This window comes from Sphingobacteriia bacterium, assembly GCA_017304685.1.
Classification (GTDB): Bacteria; Pseudomonadota; Alphaproteobacteria; order Rickettsiales; family 33-17; genus JAFKLR01.
In genome coordinates this window covers 300474-315093 of record JAFKLR010000004.1, presented here as the reverse complement: position 1 = coordinate 315093, position 14620 = coordinate 300474, and the positions used below count along the sequence as shown (strand labels likewise).

General features: G+C 27.8%; 15 protein-coding genes. 3 read left to right on the top strand and 12 right to left on the bottom strand.

Features of this window, described 5'->3' with window-relative positions; genetic code table 11:
• Positions 1–203: 203 nt before the first annotated feature.
• The 7 genes from rnhA to J0H68_06880 form a co-directional block, all read right to left on the bottom strand.
• The gene (rnhA, locus tag J0H68_06910) at positions 204–635 is read right to left on the bottom strand and encodes a ribonuclease HI (GenBank protein MBN8828419.1); all 432 of its coding nucleotides are present in this window, start codon (positions 633–635) and stop codon (positions 204–206) included.
• Positions 635–1735, bottom strand: a complete 1101-nt coding sequence (locus J0H68_06905) for an MltA domain-containing protein (protein MBN8828418.1) — start codon at positions 1733–1735, stop codon at positions 635–637. The genes rnhA and J0H68_06905 overlap by 1 nt, the downstream gene beginning before the upstream one ends.
• Before the next feature lie 245 nt (positions 1736–1980).
• Complete coding sequence (locus J0H68_06900; protein MBN8828417.1) at positions 1981–2313, bottom strand: hypothetical protein; 333 nt, start codon at positions 2311–2313, stop codon at positions 1981–1983.
• Entirely contained in the window at positions 2303–2587 is a 285-nt protein-coding gene (locus J0H68_06895) for an EscU/YscU/HrcU family type III secretion system export apparatus switch protein (protein ID MBN8828416.1), read from the bottom strand. Before J0H68_06895 ends, J0H68_06900 begins: the two co-directional genes overlap by 11 nt.
• A 79-nt stretch (positions 2588–2666) precedes the next feature.
• Positions 2667–4067: a hypothetical protein gene (locus tag J0H68_06890; protein MBN8828415.1), complete on the bottom strand. Its 1401-nt coding sequence runs from the start codon at positions 4065–4067 to the stop codon at positions 2667–2669.
• A gap of 75 nt (positions 4068–4142) precedes the next feature.
• Positions 4143–4901, bottom strand: coding sequence for a hypothetical protein (locus J0H68_06885; protein MBN8828414.1), 759 nt, complete (start codon positions 4899–4901; stop codon positions 4143–4145).
• 45 nt (positions 4902–4946) lie between these two features.
• Positions 4947–6314 carry a hypothetical protein gene (locus J0H68_06880; protein ID MBN8828413.1) on the bottom strand — a complete coding sequence of 456 codons (1368 nt, stop codon included), beginning with the start codon at positions 6312–6314 and terminating at the stop codon, positions 4947–4949.
• A gap of 114 nt (positions 6315–6428) precedes the next feature.
• Between J0H68_06880 and J0H68_06875 the strand changes: the two genes are divergently transcribed.
• The 3 genes from J0H68_06875 to J0H68_06865 all read left to right on the top strand — a co-directional run bounded on the left by J0H68_06875 (position 6429) and on the right by J0H68_06865 (position 9912).
• A complete protein-coding gene (locus J0H68_06875) occupies positions 6429–7388 on the top strand; it encodes a COX15/CtaA family protein (GenBank protein ID MBN8828412.1) in 960 nt (319 codons plus the stop codon).
• Positions 7389–7407: 19 nt separating this feature from the next.
• A complete protein-coding gene (gene hemA, locus J0H68_06870; GenBank protein MBN8828411.1) occupies positions 7408–8631 on the top strand; it encodes a 5-aminolevulinate synthase in 1224 nt (407 codons plus the stop codon).
• Positions 8632–8709: 78 nt separating this feature from the next.
• Positions 8710–9912: a pyridoxal phosphate-dependent aminotransferase gene (locus J0H68_06865; protein ID MBN8828410.1), complete on the top strand. Its 1203-nt coding sequence runs from the start codon at positions 8710–8712 to the stop codon at positions 9910–9912.
• Between the two features lie 12 nt (positions 9913–9924).
• Here J0H68_06865 and J0H68_06860 read toward each other — a convergent pair whose 3' ends face one another.
• Genes J0H68_06860 through J0H68_06840 form a run of 5 tightly spaced genes read right to left on the bottom strand, consistent with a single transcriptional unit; the run spans position 9925 to position 14614 of the window.
• Positions 9925–10269 carry a hypothetical protein gene (locus J0H68_06860; GenBank protein MBN8828409.1) on the bottom strand — a complete coding sequence of 115 codons (345 nt, stop codon included), beginning with the start codon at positions 10267–10269 and terminating at the stop codon, positions 9925–9927.
• On the bottom strand, positions 10262–10984 hold the full coding sequence (locus J0H68_06855; GenBank protein MBN8828408.1) for an ABC transporter ATP-binding protein: 723 nt from the start codon (positions 10982–10984) through the stop codon (positions 10262–10264). Before J0H68_06855 ends, J0H68_06860 begins: the two co-directional genes overlap by 8 nt.
• On the bottom strand, positions 10984–12396 hold the full coding sequence (locus J0H68_06850; protein ID MBN8828407.1) for a hypothetical protein: 1413 nt from the start codon (positions 12394–12396) through the stop codon (positions 10984–10986). Before J0H68_06850 ends, J0H68_06855 begins: the two co-directional genes overlap by 1 nt.
• On the bottom strand, positions 12366–13049 hold the full coding sequence (locus J0H68_06845; protein MBN8828406.1) for a hypothetical protein: 684 nt from the start codon (positions 13047–13049) through the stop codon (positions 12366–12368). Before J0H68_06845 ends, J0H68_06850 begins: the two co-directional genes overlap by 31 nt.
• Positions 13046–14614, bottom strand: a complete 1569-nt coding sequence (locus tag J0H68_06840) for a hypothetical protein (GenBank protein MBN8828405.1) — start codon at positions 14612–14614, stop codon at positions 13046–13048. The genes J0H68_06845 and J0H68_06840 overlap by 4 nt, the downstream gene beginning before the upstream one ends.
• Between the last annotated feature and the right edge of the window lie 6 nt (positions 14615–14620).

Sequence of the window (14620 nt, the reverse complement as noted above, 5' to 3'; positions counted from 1 at the left end):
CTATTTGTGATTCAGCAATCGCTGAATAAGAAAATAGGATTATTAAAAGGTAAGCTAAGTATTTATACATGTTTTATTGATAAAAATTTGGAATGGTAATTAATAATAGTCTAATATTATATACTTAATAAAAGCAACCTAATATTCAAGCGATTTTAAATTTTTTGCTTTATTTTTCTTTTGTTAAAATGTTTAAAATTCATTTATACTTTTTCTGCTAAATATTGCTTCACAACACCTCTTGCAATAGCATCAACCCTATTATTTAATTCGTGAATACTATGAGCTTGTACCCAATGCCAAGAAATTTCATGCTTTTTAGATATCTCATCTAATTCAAGCCATAAATCAACATTTTGTTTATCTTTAAAATTGGTACGCTTCCATTTTTCAATCCATTCCGTAATGCCTTGTTTAACATAACGGCTATCAGTATATAAATTTACTTCGCATTTTTCTTTTAAAGCTTTTAAAGCTTCAATCGCTGCCATAAGTTCCATACGATTATTTGTTGTGTCAGGCGCGAAACCACTAACAATTTTTTCGCTATTATTATAAATTAATATAGCTGCCCAAGCTCCAGGACCTGGATTTTTTGAACAAGCACCATCAGTATAAATTGTAACTTTCTTCATTAATCTCTTATATTTACTGTTTTTGGAATTAATACAAAATATCTACCCTTTGATTTCATAGAACTTGCGAGTAATTCAGCTTTTTTACCATGACCAAAAAATACATCTGCCCTAATTGCGCCTTTTATCGCCCCACCCGTATCTTGCGCCATTACCATTGAACCTACAGGTTTTTCCATAGTATAGGCAGTAGCTGGAATTACTGTTTCCATCCACATAGGAACACCGAGTGGTATAAATTTTTTATCTATAGCGATTGAGCGAAGTGATGTAAGCTCAACACCTTGTGAACCTATAGGCCCATCTACGGCATCAACTTCTCTGAAAAATATGTAAGATGGATTTTTATTCATAATGTAATCAGCTTTTTCAGGGTTATGTCTTAACCACCTTTTAATTGTTTCAGCCGATGAATCGTTATCTGGTACTGCTTTCATTTCTTTTAAAGCCCGGCCAATCGCAACATATGGATGACCATTTTGCCCTGCATATCCTATACGTACTGCTTTTTTATTAGGTAAATGTAATATTCCTGAACCTTGAATATGCATGAAAAATAATTCTACTTTATCATCTGTCCAGTAAAGTTCTAAATTTTTCTTTTTTAAAGCACCTTTTTCAATTTCTTCTCTTGTATAGTAAGGAATATTTTTAATTTTATCTGGTGGCATTACATATATCGGGTATTTATACTTTTTTGTTGGCTTAGGTGAAGCATTAAGATTAGCTTCGTAATAACCAGTAAATAAACCTGTATCTTTTTTTGAGCTTTTTACTTTGTAAACATCAAAATAATCTTCCAGTAATTTTCTATAGTCATGAGGTTGAGCTGAAACTACGTGCCTACAAACAAAATGCCAGTCTCTTAAACTACCAGCGTAATATTTGTTACCTATGTGTAATTTTTTTGTTTCAGGAAGCACTAATAATTTGTTACACGATTTAACAAAACTTGGCCAAAATTCATTTAAATTATCTTGATGCCAACCGCGCAGTTTTTCAAATTCTGTTTTTTCAATTATGACATCTTCTTTATGTTTAATTTTTGTTATACAGCCAGTAACTAAAATAACCACAAATAACGCTAAAAATCTTTTCATTTACTACTCATTTATAATATCAAGTAATATGTTGTTACTTCCTAAAAGAACTACATATTTTTTATTATTCATATTTATTATTGCTATCTTATTTTTATTATCTAAAAAATGATAGGAATATTTTAAATTCTCATTTCCAGTAATTAAAAACTTACTTAAAAAAGATTTTTTTATAATTACCCATAGTATTAAAATTAAAGAGATAACTATAATAAAACTTAAAATGAATTTGTAGTAACTAACGTTCATTTCTGTTCATTGCCATTATTTTGAGTTTGCTCATAAAGCTTAAAAGCTTTCATATTGGTTTGAGTATCTAATATTGTATCTTTATATTTATCACGCATTAATTGGAGTTGCAAAATATAGTCTTGTATTTGTGAAGAAATTTTATTTATTTCTTCTAAATATATTTCTCTTTCTATTTCAGGTAAAAGTTTTATTTCTTCTACCGTTTCAATTATTTTATTACGTATAAGAGTTATGTTATTTAATTGACCTTCTTCTAAATTATTTATATCAAGTCTTTGCAAAATAGATTTTATCTTATCAAGATTTTCAGTGATTTTATCCTTCATTATTTGATTCGTCCTTTTTCTTTTTATCATATATATAAGAAAGAATTTCTGCTACCGCCATGTAGGCTTCCATAGGTATTATTGAATCAAGTTCTAAAACTCCTAATATTTCTGCAAGTTCTTTATCTTGGTGGACTTCAATATTATATTTCTGAGCTAGCTCAATAATTTTGTCAGCTAATACCCCTTTACCTTTTGCCGTTACTTTTGGTGCAACATCACTGAGTTTGTCATATTCTAAAGCAATTGCAATTTTATCTTTTTTATTAGCCATAAAAATTATAAAGATTTCATCAATTTAAATAAATTTAATAGATCTTATTAAATTTTAAACTTAATTTTAATTATGTATACTATTTTATAAATTTTTCATTAAAAATTTGTGCGCCATTATCATTGGCAAGGCTTGCTTCATCTAATTTCTTAATTAAACTAAGCAAGTTATGTACGCTTTTCTTTAGGATTACATCATGGGAAAGAATTTTTTGATTATGCTCGAGAGTTAGCATATTTCTAGCAATTGATTTTAGCTCTATTAAAGTTCCATAAAATTCCTTACTACCTTTTTCATTTTTTACTAGTATATGGAATAACACCTCTATTTTATTCATAATTTCTAATACAGGATTAGAAATGGCTTCATCATTTTTCTCATAGGCTTTTAAACTATTTGAAATTTGACTTAAGAGTTCTTTTAACTGAATTTGATAATTATAAGATTTCGTAGGCTTTCTAATATTTATGTAATATCTGATTTTAAATAAAAATAACATAAATACAATTTTACTTAATAAAAGATACAAAACGATTGAAGCTAATAAAAACGAAAGGTTTTTAAGAAAGACAACTTTATAATTTTCTAAAGCTTCTGTTATACGAGATTGAAGGAAATTTTCTAAATATATTTTTAATTCAATAAATTTAAATAAAGCTTCTTGTGAAACATTTAAAAATTTTTCATAGTCAAAATTTTGGTCAAAGGCTGTATGATTGCTAAGCGCATGTTGTTTAAGTTTTAAAAATTTGTAGAAATACATTTTTTCAATATTCGCAAGCATTAAGGGAAAGTTTTCATCATTTGTACGAACAGATAAATTGTGAATATTATTCCAATATTTACTAATCTCAGTTTCTGTTGATTTAAGATCACGTTTTAAAGTAGAAGAATTACCACTTTGTAAAAATAAGTCTCCTGTTACTAATGCTCTTTCTAAATCGATAAGTAAAATTAGATGCCAAGTATCATTCAATATCTTTTCAGTAATTTTAAGCTCTGTAATATCTAAACTTTGTGAGAATAATGGTAGATTACTAATATTTTGAATTACATCTGTATATTGCTGTAACCAGAGATTTATTTTTTGAATATCAACTTCACGCGTTTTTATATAGTGATCTTTTTTCTTACTTAAAGCTTTAATTTTTTTAATATAATTATCTACTACCGTTTCATCTGTTTTTAATAAATAGAAACTTGCGAGTATATCTTCATATTTAAAATCAGTTTTTTCAAATAGTTTAATATTATATACGTCATCTGTTACTAAATTTATGTAACCTTCTGTACGTTCGAGAGAAAGATTAATAATTAAGGATTTTAAATAATCAATGTTTTGTGAAATTACTTTGCTTTTTAATAATGTGTTTTTGTTCTCATTTACTTCGTAAATGTTGCTGCATATTAGATATATAATAATTAATAAAGGTAGTATAAGCGTTATATATACAACCCTTTTAATAAATCTTGCTAGCATTTAGATAATATAAAAGCGTTAACCTATTAATATATTAACACTTTTATAAGATTAAGTGAAGGATATTTTAATATTTTAAGCTTCAGATTGCCCAGTATTTTTCTTTCTTCTTTTATTCTCTTCCATTTTTTCTTTAGAGGTAGCAGCCTTTGGGCTTTCAATTTCAGCGGCATTCTCAATCTTATCTATAGGTAATTTAGAAGCTTTTGCAGCTTTTTTCCCACCTTTATTAGTAACTTTAGAAGCCTTTTTCTCTGAATCATCAGTCAGTTTTTTATTTTTCTCTGAAGATTTTTTAGGAGTATCATCAAAAGATATATCTTCTAATATTGATAAATCTTTTAATTCTTCAGAAGTTTTATCATTATCTTTACTAAGTTCATCTAATTTCTCAAGGCTTTTTAAAAACTCTGCGAAATGATCAAATTCTGCAGTTTTCTCATCTTCTAATATAGGATTTTTCTCTTTATCATTTTTTAGGAACGGCATATCTAAATCTAACCCATCGTATAATTTTGATCTATCACGCTCTAAATCTTTACTTAATGAAGGCATAGCTAAATCTAAGGCATCAAATACTGGTTTTTTATGTTTACCTAGCTCCTCAAGTTTATGTGATTTTGAATGAACTAATCCAGAACCAGGTGTATTCATTCTTACAATGTCACGTGCATAAATTTTTGCATCAGTGTCTTGTGGCTGATAATTTTGATTATATTTTAAATTAGGATTACTAGCCAAAATAAGCTTCTCAGCTTGTTTTGCTGCCCATTCACCTGCGGCATCTTTCATCCTTTCAAAGAATCCTTTTGTTGGTCCTTTATTTTCAGCCATTGCAAAACCCCAAATTATTGAATTTTATGTATTTAACATAAATATTTATTTTTTAGTATACAATTTATTAACATTTGTGATATATTTTAACATATTTATAACAAATGTCAAGCCCCCAATTATAGCAATAAGTCCTCCAAGTCCCATGATTCCCATGGTGATTTTTAATTTAAAATCAATAACTTGGTTAGGATTTTTTCTTAAAGCACCATAACCCCCTGATATTGCGAGCCCCGTAATATGCATTAATTGACCAAAGGCATATAAACCTATTTGATAATAGGCAGATTTATTAAATTTTAAATCAAAAAGCTTTTCGAATAAAAAGTAATAAAAACCCATAAACATTATTGTAATTGCAACAATTGAACCATGATAATGCGCAGGAATTTTGACATTAGTTCCAACAATTTGCATACCTAAATAACCACCTACACTAAATAATAGAATAGAACCGAAAATACTTAAGGTATAAAGATTAAATAAAGGTTTTGGCTTATTTTGTATTAATTTAAATAAGCTATAGATCATGAAAATAGTAGGAACCATACCGCCATAATATTTCATATGATTAGTATAAACTACAACATAATCTTTAAGTAAGTCATTTTGAGCAATCTGAATTTTCAAAGGTAAAATGGTTACTAAACAATTTATCCATAAGAGAAGGTTTATTAAAAAGCCTTCACCCTTTCCTATTTGTTTATCTTTTAGGGTGATTAAAATCAAAGCTCCTATGAAACCTTGAGTAAAAGCAAATTGAAGGATATGTCCAAACCCCCAAAAAAGCATTTCATAAGCTTCGAATTTACTTATATTTGAAGAATCTGGTATTAATTTTAATTGATTATTTGCAGCAACTAAGCTGCATAAAGCTAATACTACAATTACGCTACTAGAAGCTGCTATATTAAAATTTATATCTTTAAAATTAAAACTAACAATGAAGTTTACTGCTACTTTTGTACTTATAATTAATATTCCACTTAAAAAAATTAATAACCCCATAAAGAAAAATGGGTTGTCTATTATCGGCACATAATTATTCATAAGAGCAGGTTTATCAAAATTGTAAAAGGGTGATAATGATATTATCAATGCTCCCAACCCTGATAAAATTGCTGAACCTAAATTAATTATTTTTGAGGAATTTAAATATATACTCCACCACATGGCAAGGCTTGCAAGCATCCATACTAAAACTGATAAATTTACGTGTACCGCTAAGCTATTAGAGAATAAATCTTTAGGTAAAAAATTTTGCAAATAAGGTGTTCTTAAAAACACTATTAAAATTGAAAACACACCTGCTACAGCAAGAGCAAAAATAGAAATATTTACCCAAGGTAAAATAAATTGTTTTTGTTCTTTAAATTTTACAAAGTTTAATGTAATGTTCTCATTATTCTGCATGGTACAACCTATAAATCCTAAATATATATGGATAATAGCTTACTTAATATAAATATAAAGTACAAATCACAAATTTTATCCTGGCTTATTTTATGTATTGTAATGATAATACTCATGATATTTATTGGTGGTGTAACAAGGCTTACTGATTCTGGTTTATCAATAGTTGAATGGAAACCAGTCACTGGAATTATTCCTCCTCTGTCAGAATATGATTGGCTTCAAGAATTTGATAAATACAAAACATCACCTGAATATAATAAAATTAATTTAGGCATGAGTTTAAAAGAATTTAAATTCATTTATTTTCTTGAATATTTTCACAGAGTTTTAGGTAGATTAACCGGTTTCATTTTTTTCATCCCCCTTATCTTTTTTGCTATAAAAAAAGCTTTTCCTAGAAATGTTATTAATTGTTTTATCGGAATAGGAATTTTAGGTGCCATTCAAGGTTTCATTGGCTGGTATATGGTTAAAAGTGGTTTAATTGATAATCCTCATGTAAGCCAATATAGACTTGCTCTTCATCTTGGAACAGCAATTATAATTCTTGGAATATTTTGCTGGATATATTTAATTATAAAATATTTACCTAAAAAGTTTGATTTTTTTAACAAATATAGTAAATTGTCTTTAATTCTAGTTACTTGGGTATTTTTACAAATTTTAACTGGTGCCTTTGTAGCAGGGCTTGATGCAGGGTTAATTTATAATACATTTCCGCTTATGAACGGAAAATTTATACCCGATGAAATTTTACATTTAAATCCTTGGTGGATTAACTTTTTAGAAAACCATGCATCTGTGCAGTTTTTACATAGAATAAGTTCTTACGGATTATTCATATTTAGCCTAGTTTTATATTTTAAAATTTTAAGGCTTAATAATAAAACGCTTTGTAAAACTTATTCAATTTTTGTAGTGCTTCTAGTAGCACAAATGATTTTAGGAATTATAACTCTTTTATATCAAGTGCCTGTAGCTTTTGGCTCTCTTCATCAGATTAATGGGGTTTTAGTGTTTATATTTGCAAATATAATATTTTTTAACTGTTTAACAGAAAAAAGTATATAAAATTCATCAGGTGTTATGTATGAAAAATATTAGACCAATTAATTACGATAATTACTTTAAAGAGGCTATAGAAAAAGTTAAACAAGAAGGCAGATACAGAAATTTTTTAAACATTTCTAGAATTAATGGACGCTTTCCTTTGGCAATTAATAAAAAAAATAATAAAGAAATTACTCTTTGGTGTAGTAACGATTATTTAGGTATGGGTCAACATAGTGATGTCATTAATGCAATGATGCATACAACTGAAGCTATGGGAACTGGAGCAGGAGGAACAAGAAATATTTCAGGTACTAATTCTCCTATTGTCGATTTAGAATATGAAATAGCATCGCTTCATAATAAACAATCAGCATTAGTATTTACCTCAGGCTATGTCTCTAATGACGCAACTATTTCAACTTTAAGTAAAATTATTCCAGATTTAGTTATCTTTTCCGATCAAGATAATCATGCTTCTATCATTGAAGGAATAAGAAGAAGTGGCGCTGAAAAATATGTTTTTAAACATAATAATGTTGAGCATTTAGAACAATTATTAAAATCTGTAGATATTGAAAAACCAAAGCTTATTATTTTTGAATCTTTATATTCAATGACCGGAGACATAGTACCTTTAGAAAAAATTTGTAACCTTGCTGATAAATATCGCGCTATGACTTATATGGATGAAGTACATGCAGTAGGTATGTATGGAAAACATGGTGGAGGCATTGGCGAACATTTAAATTTAATGAACAGAGTTACTATAATTCAAGGCACATTAGGAAAAGCTTTTGGAGTTATGGGAGGATATATTGCTGCAAATAGTAACATAATTGATGCAATTCGTAGTTATGCCTCAGGATTTATTTTTACTACCGCTTTACCACCTTCTTTAGCTGCAGCAGCTCTTGCAAGTATTCGTTACTTAAAAAATAGTAATAAAGAAAGGGAATTACTTCATTTAACTGTAAATAAAGTTAAATCTCTTCTTAAAAAACAAAACATTAATATTATAGAAAATGAAAGCCATATTATTCCTATAATGATTGGCAACCCAGTACTTTGTAAAGAAGCCTCTACGATTTTACTTGAAGAATTTAATATTTTTGTACAACATATTAATTATCCGACTGTACCAAAAGGTACTGAGAGGTTAAGAATTACGCCAACACCATTCCATACTGATCAAATGATTGAACAGCTTATGGAAGGTATTATAGAAGTGTTTACACGTTTACATATTGAAAAAGTAGCGTAAAACTTTTAACAACCTATAGACAATTTATTTTTTTCTTAGATAATAGTCGAGCTTATAAAAGTTTAAATTAGGTTTAACATGTCCTTGATTGCTGAAAGATTAAAATATATAAAACCCTCACCCACTTTAGCTGTAAGTAAAAAGGCTAATGAATTAAAAGCTTTAGGAATTGATATTATTTCTTTAAGTGTAGGTGAACCTGATTTTGATACCCCGGATCATATTAAAGAAGCAGCTATTGAAGCTATTAAAAGAGGGGAAACAAAATACACAAACGTTGATGGTACTCCTGAGCTAAAGAAAGCTATAAAAGAAAAATTTAAAAATGATAATAATTTGAATTATGAATTAAACCAAATTATTGTAGGCGCAGGTGGAAAACAAGTATTGTACAATGCAATAATGGCAAGCGTTAATCCAGGAGATGAAGTTATTATTACTTCACCTTATTGGGTTTCTTACCCTGATATCGTATCACTTGCACAAGGAATTCCTGTTTTTATTAATTGCACAGAAGAAAATAATTTTAAATTAAAAGCTGAAGATCTAGCAAAATTTATTACACCTAAAACTAAATGGATAATTTTAAACTCTCCAAGTAATCCTACAGGGGCTACTTATAGTTATGAGGAATTAAAAGCTATTAGTGAAGTTTTATTAAATTTCCCACATGTTCATATTCTTTCAGACGATATTTATGAATATATGATTTATGATAATTTAAAATTTCATACAATTGCAGAAGTTGAACCAAAGCTTTTTGATAGAACCTTAACATTAAATGGTGTTTCTAAATCATATTCAATGACAGGTTGGCGTATTGGTTATGCAGGGGGACCAAAAGAATTAATAAATGCTATGTCAATTATTCAATCTCAATCAACTTCAAATTCCGCTTCAATTTCTCAAGCGGCAGCTTTGGGCGCATTAAAAGGTCCTCAGGGTTTCTTATCAGAATGGAGAAACTCTTTTACAAAAAGAAGAAATTTAGTTGTAGAACTACTAAATGCTTCTAAATATATTTCCTGTATTAAATCGGAAGGAGCATTTTATTTATTTCCAAATTGTAAAGGAATGTTTGAAAAAATAACTCCTGCTGGAAATATAATTAAAAACTCAAATGATGTGGCTACTTACTTCTTAGAAGAAGCAAACGTAGCAGTTGTTCCAGGTATTGCATTTGGGATGGACGGCTATTTTAGAATTTCATATGCAACAAGTGAGGAAATTTTAAAAGAAGCTTGTAATCGAATTAATAATGCTTGTGAAAAATTGAAATAAATTTAATTAAGTTTAATTAAAATAATCTAAATAGCGCTGTAACGCTGTTTCTTTTGATGAAGATAATACCATTCCTTTTAATTGGTAGCCCTCTAATTTTAATTTAAATTTAAGTAGATCAGGTGCATATAAACCTAAAATTACTTTGAAACATATTATAAAAGCAAAATATAATTCTAAAGAAAATTTATGATATTTAATTAGAAAAATTGAAATAAAAAATAAAATTGATAAACCAAAAAATTTATTAAAGAGAAGCCAAATTTCACTGAAAATAAAAGCAAAAAAATTAAATTTTTCTTCTATAACTTCATAAACGTTACAAGAGTTGTTAAAAAAAATATAATAATTATGCATATCCTAATAATTTCAAAAAGTCTGTTTCAAGATTTTGTGTATTATATAACGAATTTAACTCACTTGGGCTAGAAGAAAATATTATTTTACCTTTATCCATAACTGCTATTTGGTCACAAATTTTTTCTAATCCCTGGATTAAATGTGAGGTAAAAAATATTGTACCACCTTTTGCTCTATGCTCAATCATTATATTTATTACTTCTTGGCGAGACAAAGCATCGAGCCCACTCATCGGTTCATCTAAAATCCATATAGGACATTCACTTAAAATAATAAATAATAAACCTAATTTTTGTGACATACCTTTTGAATATTTATTAACCGCAGAATTAAGTATATCCTCGGGTAAATTTAATAATCCTAAATATTTATCCGCTAATTTGATATTGTCTTCCTTTTTATAAAAAGATAGCGCTATTTTTAAAAACTCTTTTCCTTTAAGAAAAGAAGAAGGTGAAAATTTTTCAGGTAAAAACGCTACTTTGTTTCTAGAGGCTTCATCAGGCAAAGATTTATCAAATACTTTTATGTATCCATTTTCTAAATTTAACAAACCTAGTATGGATTTAATCAGAGTAGTTTTCCCTACTCCATTTAAACCTATTAATGCAGTAATCTTATTTGTAATTATATTTAAATTAATATTGTTTAAAATAACTTTTCCATCAATAGATTTTGTCAAATTTGATATCTCTATTGCAGTTTTAGTCATTAATATTCCCCATCAGTTATTTTCAAAGTTTTAGAATTGAACACCTGATTTAAATACAATCTAATAACTATATAATTATCATTATGACTATATTCTACCTCTTCTCCTGGTATATCTTTATAATCGTCTCTGTTTATTGGCAATTCGGTGTTTTCATCTATTCTAACATTTAAAGTTACGCTATTAGGTGACACGCTAACTATCTTAAAACCACCTGCAAGTGGCTTATCTTTATCTTTATAGTTAATTTTAAAATTATTAATCCATACCGTCCAATTTGTTTGAGAGAAATATAAAATAGTCTTAAGCGATAGTTTTATATTATGTTTAGAACGTTTTATTTTAGGTGCGTCTTTACCATCTTTAGAGCTAATAGCAGTAGGAGTATAACCATATAGAAAATCATTTAAAGCATTTTGTAATTGATTAATTTCTCCGTTATTAAACATTATTGAATTTTCCCAAAGTTTATCTGGGGTAACTATTACTAAATATTTGGCTCCATCATTTTTATTCTCAACTGAAGTTTTAGAGTCTTTTGTAACTGATGGAATAGTTGTTGAGGTAGTTGTAGAAGCATTATTAGGTATGTTTTGAGTTGGTTTCGGTTTCTGACCAGAAGGTTGCAACAACCCTTCAAATTGTAAATCTTTATTTTTTATTTTTTTATCCTCGGCCACATTATTTTGTTGAGGTTGTATAATTTGAGGGGTAGTCGAGATAACTGGAGTTTCTTTAACCTCAACTTTCTCTTTTATAACAGGACCTTCCTTATTTGTTGATAGATCAATAATTGGAAGAGAAATTTTACTATCTTCTATAGAATTATTTTCTTTTAAAATATTATTAATTATAGGTAATTCCTCTTTTTTCTCTTTGTCTTTTATTATTGGAGTTGACGAAGTTTGTGAGTCAGTTTTTATCTTAGGTAATTCTAGAATTGGTTCAATAGCTTTATCGTTTTTTGGTACAACTTTTTCACTCTCTTTTATTAATGGTAGTTTACTATCTTTAATTTCAGAGGATGGAAGTGATAACTCCTTATCAATTGTATTATTGGTAGGAGGCATAATAATAGGTTTAGGTTCCTTTTTTATAGTGGGCGCTGAAATATTATTAGGTGTCTCACTTGGTTTAGGTAAATTAATTGATGGAGAAATAAGAGTTTCTTCTTTTGATTTAACTACAGCAGTTTCAGTTTTAGGCGCAGGTGTTGCTAAAGAGCTTTCTTTCTTTGGAGCGTTTTCAGAAAACAATTCATCTATATCAATTTTTAAATCATTATTTACATCTGAATTGCTTGGTAAACTTACATTCGTGATATTATCAATTTCATTTGCGAAACATAATTTTATAAAAAACAACATAACAAAAAAGGATTTCATTTTTTTATATCCTTTAAATTTTGCCATGTGAATTGAGCACTACACTCAATAATTTCTGGATAAATCCCTCTCTTTAATGATTCTATTAATTGAGGATTTAATTCAGTAATTCGTCCAATTTTTAAATATTTAAAAGTAACAAAGCCTTCAAAATTTGACGTAATTTTCCCTAAAATACCAAATGATAAAATGTCACTCATATTTTTAAATTTAACGTCAACTTCTGCGCTTTCTATTCCAACTCGATAATTTGGGTCATTAAGATTAATAGATGGTGGCGCTATATTTATATCAATTGAGGAAGACAAAAATTTACTTTTGTTAACTCCATTAATTACAGTTCGAGCTAGATCAAAATCCAGACCATTTCTTTTAGAATTTTGTTCCTTTATTTTTTGCCATAACTTTTTACTTTCTTCAAATTCTTTAATATTTCTTTCTAAAACAGCTAAATCATTTTGAGCGGTACTTACTTGAATTAGTAAACTATTTGCACGACTTATTTTTTCATCCTTTAAATTTTTTAAGTAAGAATTTGTTGATAAAAAACTTATAAGTGCGACCAACGCAATAAATACATTAACCCCGAATTTTTTTTGTAAATCAGTATAAAGAATTTTTTTATCTTTTTGCTCAGTTTGAACATTTTCCTGATTTTTTTCCGGTGTCGGCGATTTCATTTATTTGGCCCTTTTATAGTGATACTGACAGGAATTTCTTGAGTTTGTTCTTGAAAAGTAATCTGTTGATTTATTCTTGTATATTCTACTATGTAATCACTAAATTCTTTCTCTAAATCTTTAATGTATTTTTCAAAGTTCGCAAATAATTCCTGATATGATGAACCCGTATTAGTGAATTTAATAGAAAAATTGCTAACGGATCTTACATTATTTGGCAGAAGAACTGGATTAGGATTAGGTTGATTACCTGTTAAATTATTTGCTGCATTTTCTAATTTCCATTCAAAACTTTTTACAATTACATTGTTTTTAGAAGCTTTATAAAATTTATTGAATGCTTGTAATGGTGATATATTTGTTGTAGTTAGAGATTTATATAATTTAGTAACTTCTTTAATAATTATTGAATCTTCTTCATTTATTCTGCTTTGTTTCTTTCTGGTTTCAATTTTATTTAAAAATTCAGCTAATTGAATCTGATTTATATCAATTTGCTGATTATAGGTTTGAGTAGTTATAAAATAATTGACTATAATTACAATAATTAAGCTAAAAACAAAAGCGCTAATAAGCTTACTATATTTTATCGCTTCATGGAAAAAATATAGTAACTTAGTTTTTTTAATATGCAGAGGTAGAATATTTGGCTCAAAAGCAACTAATGAAGCCATTACAACATCAACAAATCTATCACTTCCTAAGACATTACTATTTATATCTAAAAATTTTGCAATTTCATAAGGTGTAAAAGTTTTATAATTATTATTTTTTGCTAGAAATTTTTTAATATCTGTTGAACAAACAACTATAACTTCAATATTATCGTTTTCTTTATTACTATTTCGGTTAATGAATTGAATAGTATTTACTATTTCTTGCTCAAATTGTCCTGCTATCACATCTTCATATTCTTGCTCACCATTTGAAATCAAGCGGGTAAATATTATTTTACCATTTCTTATTACCACCTGCCTGATTCCTGAAACTTTTGTATGTAATACTAAGAGTTGAATTGTTGGTGGTTTAGAGGTTTTATCATAATTTTTTTGATTATATAATTTTATTAAATTTTGGGCTTCTACTGGTAAAAGCAAAATAGATTTTAATTCATTTGGAAGATTAACAATTAAATTAATCCAGTTAAGTATTGTGGGATTTAAAGGCGCCCCGATAAATAAATAATTCCAATCTTTTCTACCAGTAGTAGCTCGATCAATAAACATACTACCTTTCAATATATCTTCTGGAAATTCTCTTTCTAAACGCTTTTTTACTAAGCTATTTATACTAAAAGCATTAACCGCTGGAAGAGATTGAAGATTATAAGTTTGGTCAATGGTATCGAGAAGAATGTAAATAGGAGCTTTCTTATCTTGACCTATTAATTGTATAAATTGATCAATATATTCTTGTGAATAGTCTTGAAGATAAATTCTACTTTCTACTTTAAAATCCTTGAAATAAACTAGGATTGCTCCGCTGTCACCTATAATTAATACATATAGGTTTTTATTTCCAAGTTTTTTAAGACCAATTTTTTTTACTTCCTTCACTACTTTCATTCTACC